This is a genomic window from Streptococcus sp. SC1 (assembly GCF_030272855.1).
Taxonomy (GTDB): Bacteria; Bacillota; Bacilli; order Lactobacillales; family Streptococcaceae; genus Streptococcus.
The window spans coordinates 1-16,984 of sequence record NZ_JAQCMU010000001.1 but is presented as its reverse complement, the minus strand read 5'-3'; the positions used below and the strand labels follow the sequence as shown (position 1 = coordinate 16,984).

Below are 16,984 nucleotides of genomic sequence, written 5' to 3'. Positions count from 1 at the left end.
ATACAATGGAAAATTATCAATACATACCACTAAAAGACATTCGAACCAATCCTTATCAGCCTAGAAAAAACTTTTCTCAAGAGAAAATAAATGAATTGGCAGCTTCTATTAAAGAGAATGGAATTATCCAGCCCATTATTTTGAGAAAATCTTCCTTATTTGGTTACGAAATTTTAGCAGGTGAAAGACGATTCAGAGCTGCTAAGATTGCTGGCTTAGAAAACATTCCTGCCCTTATTAAAGACTTGTCTGACGATGACATGATGAAGCAAGCCATCATCGAGAATTTGCAAAGAGAAGACCTCAATCCGATCGAAGAAGCGGAATCCTATCAGCATCTGATTGAGAAAGGTCTAACCCATGAAGAAATTGCAAAAATCATGGGAAAATCTCGGCCTTACATCAGTAATCTTGTCCGCTTGTTACAGCTACCAGCTTTTATGATGGACGCTGTCAAAGAGGAAATGATTTCGCAAGGGCATGCTCGTCTCCTCATCCCACTCAAAAAGGAAGAGCAAGTTTTTTGGCTGGACAAAATCATTCAAGATAATTTATCCGTTCGTGCTCTTGAACTTTCATTACAAAAGACAAAGAAGTCAAAGACTAGGAAGAACAAAGAAATTTTTGCCCATTCAGAAGAAGAAAAACTAAAAAAAATCCTTGGACTCAATGTCTCCATTCAATTAAAAAATTCTTCAAAAGGAAAGATCGTTATTCCTTTTGAAAACGAGGAAGAGTATCAAAGAATTATAAACAGCCTGAAATAGGGCTGTTATTTTCTTTTTTCAAACTAACAGACTTTTCCACCTTTTAAAGCAGCCTAAATTGTTGAAAAATAAGGATTTTATTAATAATCCACAATCTGTGGATAAGTATTATGAACATTGTTAATTTTTCTCCACAACTTGTGGAAAACTTCGTCATTTTATGTTAAAATGAGAATCGACATAGAGAATAATTTTTTGAAAAGGAGGAGGCAATGACCAAAGAGCAAGAATTTTGGCGAAGAATTTTAGAACTTTCCGCTGCTCAACTAAAACAGACAACCTATGATTTTTTTGTTGCAGAAGCAAAATTGATAGCCATTGAAAATAACCAGGCCACTATCTTTCTGGATAGCCCAGTCAAACAGTTATTTTGGGAACAAAACTTAGTAGGCGTTATTCTTACAGCTGGCTTTGAAATTTTCAACGATCAAATCACGGCCAAATACGTCTTTGAAGAAGCAGGACATGACAGTATTTCTAAATATCAGCTGGAAGAACTACCTGAAAAAGCTCCATTTCGGCCAAGTTTGCCGCCCATTGATACTGGATTAAAAGCTAAATATACATTTGATAATTTTGTACAAGGGGACGGGAATATCTGGGCTAAAGCAGCAGCCTTGGCTGTGTCTGAAAATCTAGCAACTACCTATAATCCCCTATTTATATATGGCGGACCAGGGCTAGGAAAAACCCACTTACTGAATGCTATCGGCAATCAAATTTTAGAAAATATTCCTGATGCGCGTGTAAAATATATTCCAGCGGAAACCTTTATCAATGACTTTCTGGAGCATCTGAGGCTCGGTGACATGGATAATTTCAAAAAAATCTATCGGAGCTTGGATTTGCTCTTGATTGATGATATCCAGTCTCTTGGCGGCAAAAAAGTCTCTACCCAGGAAGAATTCTTCAATACGTTTAACGCTCTGCACGGCGATAACAAGCAGATTGTGCTGACCAGCGACCGCAGTCCAGATCATCTTGATAATTTGGAAGAACGCTTGGTCACGCGCTTCAAATGGGGGCTCACTCAAAATATTACACCACCCGATTTTGAAACGCGGATTGCCATCCTCCGAAACAAAATCGAAAATCTGGACTATATTTTCCCTAATGATACATTGGAGTACCTCGCCGGACAATTTGACTCGAATGTCCGTGACCTAGAAGGGGCGCTCAATGATATTACGCTCATTGCAAGAGTCCGCAATCTCAAGGAAATTACGATTGACATCGCTGCTGAAGCTATTCGAGCTCGCAAGCAGGACTCTAGCCAGGTGACCGTCATTCCGATTGAAAAAATCCAGTCTGAGGTCGGCAATTTCTATGGCGTCAGTGTCAAAGAAATGAAGGGAAGTCGTCGCGTCCAAAATATCGTTTTGGCTCGACAAGTGGCCATGTATCTAGCCCGCGAACTAACAGACAATAGCCTACCCAAAATCGGGCGAGAATTTGGCGGCAAAGACCATACAACAGTCATTCACGCGCATGGAAAAATCAAAAATCGACTCGAAACTGACGATAGCCTGCGACTTGAAATCGAAAATATCAAAAACAAGATAAAATAAGGGTGTGGAAAAGATTGAGCTAATCTGAAGTTTTTTCCACAGGTTGTGAACAAGTCTTAAAACTTGATTTTAGATACTTTGCTCCCTTTTTCCACAGCTTCCACAAGAACTACTATTACTATTAACTTCATAATCATAAATAATAAAAGGAGTCCCTATGATTCACTTCTCTATTAATAAAAATTTATTCCTACAAGCTTTGAATACAACTAAAAGAGCTATCAGTACCAAAAACGCTATTCCAATTTTATCAACGGTTAAAATTGATGTAACGAAAGAAGGCATTACCTTGATTGGTTCCAATGGTCAAATTTCCATTGAAAACTTCATTTCAGTGCAAAATGAGAATGCTGGACTCTTGATTACTTCGCCAGGTTCGATCCTCCTTGAAGCAAATTTCTTTATCAATGTCATTTCTAGCTTACCAGATATCGTGCTTGATTTTAAAGAAATTGAGCAAAAACAAATCGTCCTTACCAGCGGTAAATCAGAAATTACGCTAAAAGGAAAAGATGCTGATCAATATCCACGTATCCAAGAAGTCTCTACTAGCAATCCTTTGGTTCTAGAAACAAAAGTCCTCAAAAATATCATCAATGAGACAGCTTTTGCTGCTAGTACGCAAGAAAGCCGTCCTATTTTGACAGGGGTTCATTTTGTCTTGACAGATAATCAATCCCTCAAAACAGTTGCGACAGACTCTCACCGGATGAGCCAAAAGAAAATTATTTTGGACAAGAAGGGCGATGACTTCGATGTGGTGATCCCTAGCCGTTCCCTGCGTGAATTTACAGTTGTTTTCACAGACGAAATTGAAACAGTAGAGGTTTTCTTTGCCAATAATCAACTTCTCTTTAGAAGTGAAAATATCAGCTTCTATACACGCCTACTGGAAGGAAACTATCCTGACACAGACCGCTTGATTCCGACAGAATTTTCAAGCGTTGTGACCTTTAATACCAATAATTTACGTCATGCCATGGAACGGTCTCGCCTTCTGTCCAATGCGACCCAGAACGGAACAGTGAAACTAGAAATTGTGAAGGGCATTGTCAGCGCTCACGTCCATTCACCAGAAGTTGGGCGCGTAAATGAAGAAATTGATACAGAAAGTGTGTCAGGAGAAGATTTGACCATTAGTTTCAATCCTACCTACCTGATCGAAGCGCTAAAGGCAGTCGATAGTGAGAAGGTGACCATTAGCTTTATTTCAGCTGTTCGGCCTTTCACTTTAGTACCAAGCGAAGATGCTGAAAACTTTATCCAGTTGATCACGCCAGTCCGTACTAATTAGAAGATAAGATTTAAGACAAGGTTGAATCGATCCGCCTTGTCTTATTTTGATCATTTACAAGCCAGCTGACTCTAAACTTGTGGTATAATACAGCTAGGATGGAGAAAAGCGTCAATCTGTATTTTTAAGATAATAAAAAAAGATTGTCAAAAGGAGAGAAGATGTACGAACTTGGAACTTTTGTAGAAATGAAAAAGCCCCATGCCTGTACCATTAAGTCAACGGGCAAGAAGGCCAATCGTTGGGAAGTCGTCCGCATGGGAGCAGATATTAAGATTCGCTGCAGCAACTGCGAACACGTTGTTATGATGAGCAGATATGATTTTGAAAGAAAAATGAAGAAGGTCATCGAATAGTCCATATTTTTGACTAATCCAATTTTGAATGACCTACTTCATCAACAAAGAACGGATAAGACCAAGAAAGTCTTATCCGTTTTCTGCTTTTATTTAAGTTCTTCAAATTTGCCGTCTTTTACTTCTTTATAGCCAGAAGCTTCAAGAGATTTTACCGTTTCTTTATAACTGATATAATTAGCTTTTTGGTCTCCATCTGTTTGGATAAGTTGTTTGCTTTTCAGTTCTGAAATATCTGCCTTGCTAAAATCCATCGTCATCTTTTGCGTCAAATGATCGTCTTTATACTCGATTTTATTAGTAAGTCCTTTAATGTTTTCCAGAGTTTGCATGTAGCCTCCAATTTGTTCTTTGGCGGTATCTTTTGTCAATCCGATAGGCTCATAATAGAAAACATTGCTGGTTTCATTGTTCAGCAAATCATCGCCCTTATACTCAAGAGTGATCCGGCTGTCTTGCTTGGTCTTTTGATCAATCAACTGAAAATAGGCTTTTTTAGGACTGCTACTGCAGGCAGCTAAAAAAAGTAAAGTAAACATCGTCAAGAAAGAAAGAACAAAAGTTTTAATTGTCAGTTTTTTCATGGCTAACTCCTTTTATCAAAATATTAACTATATTATATCATTTTTTGCAGAAATATTTTCTATTTCTATCCCGAAAGCAGGAAATTTTTCATTCAAATCCGCTGTTTAGGATAAGGATTTATGGTATAATGGTTTGGATTGAAAAGATGAATGGAGAAGATACGAATGGCTTTAACAGCAGGGATTGTTGGACTGCCTAATGTGGGCAAGTCAACTTTATTTAATGCAATTACAAAAGCAGGGGCAGAAGCTGCCAACTACCCTTTTGCGACCATTGATCCAAATGTCGGTCGGGTAGAGGTGCCAGATGCTCGTTTGGACAAACTAACAGAATTGATTAAACCTCAAAAGAAGGTTCCTACTACATTTAAGTTTACAGATATTGCAGGTATTGTAAAGGGAGCTTCAAAAGGAGAAGGTCTGGGAAATAAATTCTTGGCCAATATCCGTGAAGTGGATGCTATCGTCCATGTAGTCCGTGCCTTTGATGATGAAAATGTCATGCGGGAACAGGGCCGTGAGTCTGACTTCGTCGACCCTATGGCTGATATTGAGACCATTAATCTGGAGCTCATTTTGGCCGATCTGGAAAGCATTAACAAACGCTATGCGCGTGTTGAGAAAATGGCTCGTACCCAGAAAGACAAAGACTCAGTTGCAGAATTTAATGTTCTGCAGAAAATCAAGCCTGTTCTGGAAGATGGTCTGTCGGCTCGGACAGTTGAGTTTACAGAAGAAGAGCAAAAAATCGTCAAAGGTCTCTTTCTTTTAACGACTAAGCCAGTACTTTATGTGGCCAATGTCGGTGAAGATGAAGTGGCAGATCCAGACAATATTGACTATGTGAAGCAGATTCGTGAATTTGCAGCTACAGAAAATGCTGAAGTTGTTGTCATCTCAGCGCGTGCCGAGGAAGAAATTTCTGAACTGGACGATGAAGACAAGGCAGAATTTTTGGAAGCTATCGGCTTGACGGAGTCAGGTGTAGACAAATTGACACGTGCAGCCTATCATCTTTTGGGACTTGGGACCTACTTTACCGCTGGTGAAAAGGAAGTCCGAGCTTGGACATTTAAGCGTGGTATGAAAGCCCCTCAAGCAGCTGGCATCATTCACTCAGACTTTGAGAAGGGTTTCATCCGTGCAGTGACGATGTCTTATGATGATTTGGTAAAATATGGATCTGAAAAGGCTGTAAAAGAAGCTGGACGTTTGCGTGAAGAAGGAAAAGAATATATCGTTCAAGATGGTGATATTATGGAATTCCGCTTTAACGTGTAAATAGTGTAAATTTAAAATACATAGGTTGGAAAGAAATTTCCAGCCCTTTTGGCTTTTATAAAGGAGTAAAATGACAAAATTAATTGTTGGATTGGGAAATCCAGGAGATAAATATTTCGAAACCAAACATAATATTGGCTTTATGTTGATTGACAAGATATGTAAAGAATTAAATCTAAAGTTTACAGCAGATAAGATTTTTCAAGCAGAGATTGCTTCAACTTTCTTGAATGGGGAAAAAGTCTATTTTGTAAAACCAACTACGTTTATGAATGAAAGTGGGAAAGCAGTCCATGCCCTGCTCACTTACTACGGCTTAGATATAGATGACTTACTCGTTATTTATGATGATCTGGATATGGAAGTTGGGAAAATCCGCCTTCGTACCAAAGGTTCAGCTGGCGGGCACAATGGTATTAAGTCCATCATTAAACATATTGGAACACAGGAATTCAAGCGAGTGAAAATTGGCATTGGAAGACCTAAAAATAATATGTCAGTTATTCATCATGTTTTAGGAAAATTTGATGAGGAAGATTATATCAGTATTCTAAACACATTAAAAAAAGTTGACAGTGCTGTAAATCATTATTTACAAACTGAGAATTTTGAGCAGACCATGCAACAATACAATGGATAAGACAATGACACTACTTGATCTATTTGGTCGAAATCGACAAATTGTAGACTGGAAGAGACAATTACAAAAAAAGACCCGTCAGTTAGTGATGGGACTTTCATCTTCAACAAAGGCTTTAGCGATTGCTAGTAGCTTAGAAGAGCAGGAGAAAATCCTAGTCCTCACTTCTAGTCAAAATGAAGCAGAGCGTCTGGCTAGTGATTTGATTTCTTTGTTGGGAGAAGAAAAAGTCTATACTTTCTTGGCAGATGATACCCCTTTGGCTGAGTTTGTTTTTTCATCGCAAGAAAAAATCTTTGCCAGATTAGAAGCCATGAATTTTTTATCAGACAAAGAGAAAAATGGGATTCTAATCATCAATGTTGCAGCCAGTCGTTTATTATTGCCTCAGCCTGATATTTTTAAACAATCTGAGCTTATTCTTTCTGTTACTGAAGAATATAACCTTGACAACCTAGTAAAGTCTTTGTCAAGTAATGGTTATAAGAAGGTTTCTCAGGTTCTCAGTCAAGGAGAGTACAGTCTGAGAGGGGATATTCTAGATATTTTTGAACGCTCGGCTCAATATCCTTATCGGATAGAGTTTTTTGGAGATGAGATTGATGGCATAAGGATTTTCAATCCTGAAAACCAGCTTTCTCTTGAAAATGTAGAACAGATTTTGATAGAGCCTGTTACAGATCTTCTATTGACAGAAGAAGATTATGTAAGAGGACAGAAAAATCTTGAAGCGTCCCTTTCTACGGTTCTTGATCCTTCCTTAAAATCCTATTTAGAAGAAGTATTGAGCTCTGCTAGAGAGCAATTTCATCATGTAGATATTCGCAAATTTCTTTCCTTATTCTATCAGAAAGAATGGACTATTTTAGACTATTTGCCAACGCACACTCCTATATTTTTTGATGATTTTCAAAAGATAATGGACAAGCATGCACAGTTTGAATTAGAAGTTGCCAATATCTTGATAGATGATTTACAAAATAGTAAAGCACTGTCAAATCAACAATACTTTGCAAATAGCTATCAGGACTATCGTAAATATAAACCTGCTACATTTTTTTCTAATTTCCATAAAGGCTTAGGAAATCTAAAATTTGATGCACTTTATCAATTTAATCAATATCCAATGCAGGAATTCTTTAGTCAGTTTCCTCTCTTAAAAGAAGAAATCAATCGCTTTAGGAAATCGGACTATACGGTAGTCTTACAAGCAAATTCAGCCTCAAGTTTACAAAGTTTACATAAAACTTTACAGGATTATGAGATTCATTTAGATTACATCAAGGAAAAAGACATCCATGAAAAAGCTGTCCAGCTCATAGAAGGAAATCTAGTTCAAGGATTTAATTTTGTCGATGAAAAAATCGTTTTGATTACTGAGCATGAGATGATTCAGAAAAAAATCAAACGTAGGATTCGTCGTCAAAATATTTCTAATGCTGAAAGATTGAAAGACTATAATGAACTGGAAAAAGGCGATTATGTGGTTCATAATATCCACGGTATTGGTCGCTATTTAGGAATTGAAACGATTGAGGTTTCAGGAGTTCATCGGGATTATTTGACGATTCAGTATCAGAATGCGGATCGTATCTCTATTCCAGTGGATCAAATCAACCTTCTATCTAAATATGTAGCTAGCGATGGAAAAGCACCTAAAATTAACAAATTAAATGATGGGCGTTTCCAAAAAACGAAGCAAAAAGTCCAGCATCAGGTTGAAGACATTGCCGATGATCTTATTAAATTATATGCAGAGCGTAGTCAATTAAAAGGTTTCCAATTTTCTAGTGACGACCAGCATCAAGTAGAGTTTGACAATGCCTTTCCGTATGTGGAGACAGATGATCAGCTCAGAAGCATCCAAGAAATCAAGAAAGATATGGAGAGTGACCGTCCTATGGATCGACTCTTGGTTGGAGATGTTGGTTTTGGGAAGACCGAGGTGGCTATGCGGGCTGCTTTTAAGGCTGTCAACGATCATAAACAGGTGGCTATCTTGGTTCCGACCACTGTTTTAGCTCAGCAACACTACACAAACTTTAAGGAACGTTTCAATGATTTTGCCGTGAATGTCGATGTTCTCAGCCGTTTTAGAAGCAAAGGGGAGCAAAAAGAGACTCTGGAAAAATTGGAAAAAGGGCAGATTGATATTATTATCGGTACCCATCGCCTTCTATCAGCAGATGTAAAATTCTCCGATTTGGGACTACTGGTGATAGATGAAGAGCAGCGTTTCGGTGTCAAGCATAAGGAAAAGTTAAAGGAGCTTAAAAAGAAGGTTGATGTGCTGACCTTGACGGCCACCCCTATTCCACGAACCCTCCATATGTCGATGTTGGGAATTCGAGATTTATCGGTCATTGAAACACCACCGACAAATCGTTATCCAGTCCAAACCTATGTTTTAGAGAATAATAAGACAGTTATTCGGGATGCGGTTTTACGTGAAATAGACCGAGGCGGACAAGTTTACTACCTTTACAATAAAGTTGACACCATTGAGCAAAAAGTTTCAGAATTAAAAGAGTTGATTCCAGAGGCTTCAATTGGTTACGTTCATGGACAGATGACAGAGGTGCGTTTAGAAAATACCCTTTTAGACTTTGTGAATGGCGAATACGATATTTTAGTTACAACAACGATCATCGAAACTGGTGTCGATATTCCAAATGCAAATACTCTCTTTATCGAAAATGCTGACCATATGGGGCTGTCAACCTTGTATCAACTTCGTGGTCGAGTTGGCCGCAGCAATCGAATCGCTTATGCTTATCTTATGTACCAACCAGATAAATCTCTGACTGAAGTTTCAGAAAAAAGACTAGAAGCCATTAAAGGATTTACTGAGTTAGGATCTGGATTCAAGATTGCGATGAGGGATTTGTCTATCCGCGGAGCAGGAAATATTTTAGGAAGTTCACAGTCAGGTTTCATTGATTCTGTAGGATTTGAAATGTATTCTCAGCTTTTAGAAAAAGCCATTGCCAAGAAGCAAGGTAAGGAAACCAAGCGTCAAAAAAGCAACGCTGAAATCAATCTTCAAATTGATGCCTATCTTCCAAGTGATTATATTTCTGATGAGCGTCAGAAAATCGAGGTTTACAAGAGAATTCGTGAAATTGACAATCGTGTAAACTATGAACAGCTACAAGATGAATTGATCGATCGCTTTGGAGAATATCCAGATGTAGTGGCTTACCTACTAGAGATTGGTTTAGTCAAATCCTATCTTGATCAAGCCTTTGTGGCACTTGTTGAGCGAAAGCATGAATCTGTCATCATTCGTTTTGAAAAAATTTCTCAGCAAATCTATCTGACCCAAGATTATTTTGAAGCCTTGTCAGCGACAAATCTAAAGGCTCGAATTGGTGAGCAGCAAGGCTTGATTGAAGTCGTTTTTGATGTTCGGAATAAAAAAGATTTCGAGATTTTGGAAAACTTGCTGAACTTTGGTGAAAAACTGGTAGAAATCAAGAATCGAAAAGCTGAATAAACATTACAATTCGGTAAAAATTTAGCTTTTTAGCTTTGTTTCTTTCAAAAGAATGATAGAATATTAAGAGAAAATCGAGGAAAAGACTATGAGATTAGACAAATATTTAAAGGTATCACGTATTATCAAGCGGCGCCCTGTAGCTAAAGAGGTAGCAGATAAAGGTCGTATCAAGGTAAATGGAATCTTGGCAAAAAGTTCGACAGATTTGAAAGTCAATGATCAAATTGAAGTTCGTTTTGGCAATAAGCTGTTAACAGTGCGGGTGCTAGAAATGAAAGACAGCACCAAAAAAGAAGATGCTGCTAAAATGTATGAAATTATCAGTGAGACAAGGATTGAAGAAAATGTCTAGAAATATTGTTCAAATAAATAATCGTTTTATCCAAGATGAAAATCAGCGTCGCAGATACCTCGATGAGGAACGTCGGAAGCGAAATCGTTTTATGGGATGGGTTCTAATTTTAGTCATGCTACTTTTTATTCTTCCAGCCTATAATTTATACCAGAGCTACGAAACTTTACTTAATCGTCGTGCTCAATATGCACAACTACAAAAAAAATATGAAAAATTAGGTGAAGAAAAGAGCTATCAGTCTGATATTGCAACCAAGTTGAAAGATGACAGCTATGCTGCCAAATATGCTCGTGCCAAGTATTCTTTTTCAAAAGAAGGAGAATACATTTACACAACACCAGATTTATTACCACAATAATCATGGAAAATTTACTTCAAAATATAGAGAAATTTTTATCTTTTTCGGATGAAAAACTAGCAGAATTATCCGAAAAGAATCAAGCTTTAAAACTTCAAGAAACAAAAAAGGAAAGGGGAGGTCATGCGTAAGTTACTTTTGCTGATATTTTTACTACCAGCCTTATGGAGCAGTCAAACAGCAATCAGTACTGAAAAGGAACTTGTTTTAGACGAAGAAGAAAAGTATCAGCTGACGGGTACAGCTTATGGCCGTTACCATACGAGTATCCCTACAAATCCTAATGTTTATGAAGAAACGCCTACTTTTACAGATGCTACTTTGACTAAGGTAGCTGGGAAACTTCTGCCAGATCAACCACTACAACTGACAGAGTTGCACGTGAATGAGGCTGGGATTCCTATCTTTAAATTAAAGAATGGCCAGTTTGTAATTGCAGATAAGAATAGCATTTATGAGGATACGGTTCAGTCTATCACAGATGTTAAACAGGAAAGATGGCTGGTCCCTAACTATGTGCTCTATGATACTATCCCGATCAATTCTTCTAAAAAGCTTGCAGCTAAACTACCTGCTTATAGCAAAGTAAAGGTGGTACAAATTGCTCAAACAGCTAAGGGAGAATACGCTAAAATTGAAGGTCAAGGTTGGGTTTCTGTTGATTTTCTTTCTCAAGAAGATAATCGAATGGAAAAGGTTCAGGAGCTTTTAAATTCTAAGTACAAAAAAGCTGACTTTTCTATTTATGTAAAACAGCTAGAAACGGGCAAAGAAGCAGGCATTAATCCAGATCAACAAATGTACTCAGCCAGTGTTACGAAAATTCCTTATCTTTATTATGCGCAGGAGCAACTGAACAACCATACCATTTCCTTGGATAAAAAGTTAAAATATACAGCGGCTGTCAATGATTTTGCAGGTGCCTATGACCCTGAGGGAAGCGGCAGCATTTCCAAATCAGCAAATGACAAGGAATATTCTGTGCAGGACTTAATCAATGGTGTAGCAAAAGAGTCGGATAATGTGGCCCACAATATCCTCGCCTACTATACAAGCAATCAATCTGATAGTCAGTTTCAAAATACTATTGAAAAAATTGCGGGTAAAAAGTGGGATGTGGAAAGCAGACAAGCTTCAGCTCGAATGGCAGGAAATGTCATGGAAGCCATTTATAAGCAAAATGGCATGATTATCGATGCTTTATCTCAGACAAATTATGACAATCAGCGAATTTCTAAAAACATCAATGTAAAAGTAGCTCATAAAATTGGTGATGCTTACGACTTCAAGCATGATGTCGCTATTGTGTATGCGGATTCGCCATTTATCATTGCCATTCTTACGAACAATTCGGATTACGATACAATTTCTAAAATCGCAGATGATGTGTACGGAGTTCTGAAATGATTGATCAGAAGTTTCGCAAGCAAGTGCAGGAAAAGCGGTATTTTCAAAATCATCGAAAAGTGCTGGTAGCAGTTTCTGGTGGCTTGGATTCGATGACTTTGTTCCATCTTTTGTACCAAAACAGGGAAGAGCTAGAGATTGAGCTGGGAATAGCGCATGTCAACCACAAGCAACGTCCAGAATCGAATATGGAAGAAAAAGAGCTGTCAAATTTTGCCCAGCAACTTGGTGTGAAATTTTTCAGCTCAAATTTTTCTGGTGATTTTTCTGAGGAAAAAGCTCGGCGATTTCGCTATCATTTTTTTGAAGAAATCATGCTGGCAGAAGGCTACACGGCCTTGGTAACGGCTCACCATGCTGATGATCAGGCCGAGACGGTGTTTATGAGGTTAATAAGAGGAGCAAGACTGCGCCACTTGTCTGGAATGACAGAGGTTCAACCCTTTGCAAACGGGGAATTAATCCGACCTCTGCTTTATTTTCATAAGCAAGACTTTCCTGATATTTTGCATTTTGAAGACGAGAGCAATCTTCAAAATGACTATCTCAGAAATCGGATCCGTAATCTCTATCTTCCCAGTCTTGAAAAGGAAAATCCACGCTTTAAGGATTCTCTGATTTCTTTAGGGAAAGAGGTTGAGGATTTACAGACAGCTTTGTCTCATCTGACGCAGGGATTGGACATTACAAAACTTGAAGTGTTTGAGCGGCAAATTCCAGAAGTTCAAAATTTCCTTCTGCAGGAATATTTAAAGAAATTTCCTTCTTTAAATCTAAATAAAAAGCAGTTTGTAGAAATCTTAGGCATTTTACGAACCAAGGCTAATTACATCCACCCTTTAAAGGATGAATATGAGTTGGTGAAAGATTATAAGCATTTTGAAATCAGAAAAATCAGTCGTAAGTCTGATTTGGAAATGGACTCAATTCTGTTAGAATGTGGTAATCAACTTCAATTTGGGGACTATCAATTCTCACTTGGCACTCCTTTGGAGGGTGAAAATGTTCAAGCGATTGCAGTTTCACGTGAAACACCACTTCTTTTACGTCACAGGAAAACAGGTGATTATCTTCGTTTGAAGGGACATCACAAAAAACTTCGTCGACTATTCATTGATCAAAAAATTCCATTTGAAGAACGCGAAAAAGCGATTATTGTGGAGCAAAATCAGCAGATTTTGGCAATTGTAAATATCGCTATCAGTGATTTGAGTAAGGAATTAAAAAGTGATATAATGAGTACTGTACTTTATATTCAGAAAATTAGATAGGTAAAATTATGCTAGAACAAGATATTAAAAAAGTATTGGTTTCTCATGAGGAAATCGTAACAGCGGCAAAAAAATTGGGCCAACAGTTGACAGCAGACTATCAAGGTAAAAAGCCTATTTTTGTAGGAATTTTGAAGGGTTCGGTTCCTTTTATGGCCGAATTAATCAAACATGTGGATACAGATATTGAATTAGATTTTATGCTGGTGTCTAGTTACCATGGCGGTACAACTAGTAGTGGCGTGATTAATATTATCAAAGATATTGATCAAGATATTACGGGTCGTGATATTCTTTTTGTCGAAGATATTATCGATACTGGCCAAACTTTGAAGAATTTGTGTAATTTGTTCAAAGAAAGAAATGCAGCTTCTGTAAAAATTGCTACGTTGTTGGATAAGCCAGAAGGACGCATTGTTGATATTGAGGCAGACTATACTTGCTTTACAATTCCAAATGAATTTGTAGTAGGTTACGGACTAGATTATGATGAGTATTATCGCAATCTTCCTTATGTAGGTGTCTTGAAAGAAGAAGTTTATACAAAATAAAGGTTTACTAGATATAAATGAAAAATAAACAAAATAATGGTTTTATAAAAAATCCTTTTCTCTATATTCTAATTATTGTAGTCCTTGTTACAGGTTTTCAGTATTTCTTTACAGGAAGTGCGACAGGTCGTAGCCAGCAAATCAACTACAGCCAATTAGTAAAAGAAATCCAAAATAACAATGTTACAGAGATGAGCTACCAGCCAAATGGTAGTATTATCGAGGTATCAGGTACTTATAAAAAACCTAAAGAATCAAAAGATACGACAGGAATCCTGTTTTTCAGTCCGGAAATCTCAAAAGTTAGCAGATTTACTAGTGTTGTTTTGCCATCAGATACAACAGTTTCTGATTTGCAAAAGCTAGCTGCTGAGCATGAGACAGAAGTGACTATTAAGCGTGAAAGCTCCAGTGGAATGTGGATTAATCTTTTGATCTCCTTGGTTCCATTTATCATCATCGCCTTCATCTTTATGTCTATGATGAATCAAGGCGGTGGCGGTGCTCGTGGTGCCATGAATTTTGGACGTAACAAAGCTCGTGCGGCCAATAAAGAAGATATCAAAGTACGCTTCTCAGATGTTGCTGGTGCAGAAGAGGAAAAACAAGAACTTGTTGAAGTTGTTGAATTCCTGAAAGATCCAAAACGTTATACTAAGCTGGGTGCTCGTATTCCGGCAGGTGTTCTTTTGGAAGGCCCTCCGGGGACTGGTAAGACCTTGCTTGCCAAGGCAGTTGCTGGTGAAGCAGGTGTTCCTTTCTTCAGCATCTCAGGTTCTGACTTTGTTGAAATGTTCGTAGGTGTCGGAGCAAGCCGTGTTCGTTCTCTATTTGAAGATGCGAAAAAAGCGGCTCCTGCTATTATCTTCATCGATGAAATTGATGCCGTCGGTCGTCAGCGTGGTGTTGGCCTTGGCGGTGGTAATGATGAACGTGAACAAACTCTTAATCAGCTCTTGATTGAAATGGATGGTTTTGAAGGCAATGAAGGAATCATTATCATTGCGGCTACTAACCGTTCGGATGTTCTTGATCCAGCTCTTCTACGTCCAGGTCGTTTTGACAGAAAAGTTTTAGTTGGTCGTCCTGATGTGAAAGGTCGGGAAGCTATTCTTCGCGTTCATGCTAAGAATAAACCGCTGGCTAAGAACGTTGATTTGAAACTAGTTGCTCAGCAGACACCTGGCTTTGTTGGTGCTGATTTGGAAAATGTCTTAAATGAGGCTGCCTTGGTTGCAGCTCGTCGTAATAAGAAAGTCATTGATGCAGATGATATTGATGAAGCAGAAGACAGAGTAATCGCAGGACCATCTAAGAAAGATAAAACCGTTTCAGAGCGTGATCGTCAGATTGTCGCTTACCATGAAGCGGGGCATACGATTGTCGGACTTGTTTTGTCCAATGCGCGTGTCGTACACAAGGTAACCATTGTGCCTCGTGGTCGTGCTGGCGGATATATGATTGCCCTGCCTAAAGAAGACCAAATGCTTCTGTCTAAAGAAGATATGAAAGAGCAATTAGCTGGTCTCATGGGTGGTCGTGTAGCTGAAGAGATTATCTTTAATGTCCAAACTACAGGAGCTTCCAATGACTTTGAACAAGCTACACAAATGGCACGTGCAATGGTCACTGAGTACGGTATGAGTGAAAAACTTGGCCCAGTCCAATACGAAGGTAACCATGCTATGTTTGGTGCACAAAGTCCTCAAAAATCAATTTCAGAGCAAACAGCCTATGAGATTGATGAGGAAGTTCGTTCATTACTAAATGAAGCACGAAACAAAGCAGCTGAGATTATTCAAGCAAATCGTGAAACCCATAAATTGATTGCAGAAGCATTGCTTAAATACGAAACGCTTGATAGCAACCAAATTAAATCTCTCTATGAAACAGGTCATATGCCAGAAGAGTCTGAAAAAGACTTGGAACGAGAAGCACATGCCCTTTCCTATGATGAAATAAAATCCAAAATGGAAGAAAATTAAGAGATGCTTTTCTTATTAAATAGCTTGATTACTAAGTGTGTAATCAAGCTATTTTTGATTCTTTAAAGCCTAACATGTTTTAAAAAGTCCCTGAGATGTCTCAAATTTTTTTGTTAGGTACCAGTTAGGGTATAAAATAGACAGGATAGGGACAGGAGGCCTGAGGGGAGAGTTTTTCTTGTAGAATCATATTATCAAAGAAAAAGGAGATAACATGAACTTCAAGGAACGCTATGAGAAAGTGCAGTGGATCGTCCGGCGCTGTGCACGAGATTATTATGTACATTTATGGGAGAGTAGTGACTGGGAACAAGAAGGTATGCTGGTTTATTACCAGCTAGAAGAAAGTCATCCAGATATCAGTCAAGATGAAAGCCGCCTCTATCGCTACTTCAAGACAAAATTTCGGAATCATATTCATGACATTCTTCGAAAGCAAGAGAGCCAAAAACGCCGCTTCGATCGTCAGTCTTATGAGGAAGTTGGTACCATTAGTCATAGACTGAGTAAGCGCGAACTAGCTTTAGATGATTTAGTCGCTCTTCGAAGTTCTCTAGCAGTCTACACTTCCAAGTTAGACAAAGAACAACTAGAGTTATACCACCGCTTACTAGGCGACGAACGGTTTAAGGGGCGTAAAAGACTGTTGCGAGACTTGGGGGCATACTTATCAGATTTTTCTGAGATAATTATTTAGGAATAGAGTAAAAGGGAGAGTTAATCTTTCCCTTTTAATTTATTGATTTATAGGTGGTTTTAGAGGTGTTAGGAAGAAAAGATGAAAAAAAGATAAAAAAAATTCAAAAAAGTGTTGACAAGGGAATGGATAGGTGATATACTGATATAGTTGTCGCTTGAGAGAGCGATAAAGACCTTTGAAAACTGAACAAGACGAACCAATGTGCAGGGCGCTACAACATATGTTGTAGTACTGAACAAAGAAAAAACAATAAATCTGTCAGTGACAGAAATGAGTGAGAACTCAAACTTTTAATGAGAGTTTGATCCTGGCTCAGGACGAACGCTGGCGGCGTGCCTAATACATGCAAGTAGAACGCTGAAGGAGGA

16 protein-coding genes and 1 rRNA gene are annotated in these 16,984 nt (G+C 38.2%); 16 read left to right on the top strand and 1 reads right to left on the bottom strand.

Annotated elements, in window-relative coordinates; all coding sequences use genetic code 11:
- The first annotated feature begins 5 nt into the window (after nt 1–5).
- The 4 genes from PAN94_RS00085 (at nt 6) to PAN94_RS00070 (ending at nt 3,985) form a co-directional block, all read left to right on the top strand.
- Nucleotides 6–767, top strand: coding sequence for a ParB/RepB/Spo0J family partition protein (locus tag PAN94_RS00085; protein ID WP_048792302.1), 762 nt, complete (start codon nt 6–8; stop codon nt 765–767).
- A gap of 212 nt (nt 768–979) precedes the next feature.
- Nucleotides 980–2,335, top strand: coding sequence for a chromosomal replication initiator protein DnaA (dnaA, locus tag PAN94_RS00080; protein WP_045499883.1), 1,356 nt, complete (start codon nt 980–982; stop codon nt 2,333–2,335).
- A 157-nt stretch (nt 2,336–2,492) separates the two neighbouring features.
- On the top strand, nt 2,493–3,629 hold the full coding sequence (gene dnaN, locus PAN94_RS00075; RefSeq protein ID WP_285874158.1) for a DNA polymerase III subunit beta: 1,137 nt from the start codon (nt 2,493–2,495) through the stop codon (nt 3,627–3,629).
- A 161-nt stretch (nt 3,630–3,790) separates the two neighbouring features.
- Nucleotides 3,791–3,985: a DUF951 domain-containing protein gene (locus PAN94_RS00070; protein ID WP_005591376.1), complete on the top strand. Its 195-nt coding sequence runs from the start codon at nt 3,791–3,793 to the stop codon at nt 3,983–3,985.
- Nucleotides 3,986–4,074: 89 nt separating this feature from the next.
- Here the strand turns inward: PAN94_RS00070 and PAN94_RS00065 are convergent, their stop codons facing one another.
- Complete coding sequence (locus PAN94_RS00065; protein ID WP_045499877.1) at nt 4,075–4,569, bottom strand: DUF1307 domain-containing protein; 495 nt, start codon at nt 4,567–4,569, stop codon at nt 4,075–4,077.
- A 165-nt stretch (nt 4,570–4,734) separates the two neighbouring features.
- On the opposite strand from PAN94_RS00065, the gene ychF reads away from it, so the two are divergent.
- The 12 genes from ychF to PAN94_RS00005 form a co-directional block, all read left to right on the top strand.
- A complete protein-coding gene (gene ychF, locus PAN94_RS00060) occupies nt 4,735–5,850 on the top strand; it encodes a redox-regulated ATPase YchF (RefSeq protein ID WP_285874157.1) in 1,116 nt (371 codons plus the stop codon).
- A gap of 70 nt (nt 5,851–5,920) precedes the next feature.
- Nucleotides 5,921–6,490: an aminoacyl-tRNA hydrolase gene (gene pth, locus PAN94_RS00055; RefSeq protein ID WP_285874156.1), complete on the top strand. Its 570-nt coding sequence runs from the start codon at nt 5,921–5,923 to the stop codon at nt 6,488–6,490.
- On the top strand, nt 6,483–9,986 hold the full coding sequence (gene mfd / locus PAN94_RS00050) for a transcription-repair coupling factor (protein WP_285874155.1): 3,504 nt from the start codon (nt 6,483–6,485) through the stop codon (nt 9,984–9,986). Before pth ends, mfd begins: the two co-directional genes overlap by 8 nt.
- Nucleotides 9,987–10,074: 88 nt before the next feature.
- A complete protein-coding gene (locus PAN94_RS00045; RefSeq protein ID WP_062004605.1) occupies nt 10,075–10,341 on the top strand; it encodes an RNA-binding S4 domain-containing protein in 267 nt (88 codons plus the stop codon).
- Nucleotides 10,334–10,702, top strand: a complete 369-nt coding sequence (locus tag PAN94_RS00040) for an FtsB family cell division protein (protein ID WP_045499867.1) — start codon at nt 10,334–10,336, stop codon at nt 10,700–10,702. Before PAN94_RS00045 ends, PAN94_RS00040 begins: the two co-directional genes overlap by 8 nt.
- Nucleotides 10,703–10,704: 2 nt before the next feature.
- A complete protein-coding gene (locus PAN94_RS00035) occupies nt 10,705–10,833 on the top strand; it encodes an SP_0009 family protein (RefSeq protein WP_125372373.1) in 129 nt (42 codons plus the stop codon).
- Entirely contained in the window at nt 10,826–12,109 is a 1,284-nt protein-coding gene (locus PAN94_RS00030) for a serine hydrolase (protein WP_285874154.1), read from the top strand. Before PAN94_RS00035 ends, PAN94_RS00030 begins: the two co-directional genes overlap by 8 nt.
- On the top strand, nt 12,106–13,380 hold the full coding sequence (gene tilS / locus PAN94_RS00025) for a tRNA lysidine(34) synthetase TilS (protein ID WP_285874153.1): 1,275 nt from the start codon (nt 12,106–12,108) through the stop codon (nt 13,378–13,380). Before PAN94_RS00030 ends, tilS begins: the two co-directional genes overlap by 4 nt.
- A gap of 8 nt (nt 13,381–13,388) precedes the next feature.
- Nucleotides 13,389–13,931: a hypoxanthine phosphoribosyltransferase gene (hpt, locus tag PAN94_RS00020; RefSeq protein ID WP_285874152.1), complete on the top strand. Its 543-nt coding sequence runs from the start codon at nt 13,389–13,391 to the stop codon at nt 13,929–13,931.
- 17 nt (nt 13,932–13,948) lie between these two features.
- Nucleotides 13,949–15,916, top strand: coding sequence for an ATP-dependent zinc metalloprotease FtsH (gene ftsH / locus PAN94_RS00015; RefSeq protein WP_187421058.1), 1,968 nt, complete (start codon nt 13,949–13,951; stop codon nt 15,914–15,916).
- A 214-nt stretch (nt 15,917–16,130) separates the two neighbouring features.
- Nucleotides 16,131–16,613, top strand: coding sequence for a sigma-70 RNA polymerase sigma factor region 4 domain-containing protein (locus PAN94_RS00010; protein ID WP_285874151.1), 483 nt, complete (start codon nt 16,131–16,133; stop codon nt 16,611–16,613).
- Nucleotides 16,614–16,905: 292 nt separating this feature from the next.
- A 16S ribosomal RNA gene (locus PAN94_RS00005) occupies nt 16,906–16,984 on the top strand; the annotation flags it as partial.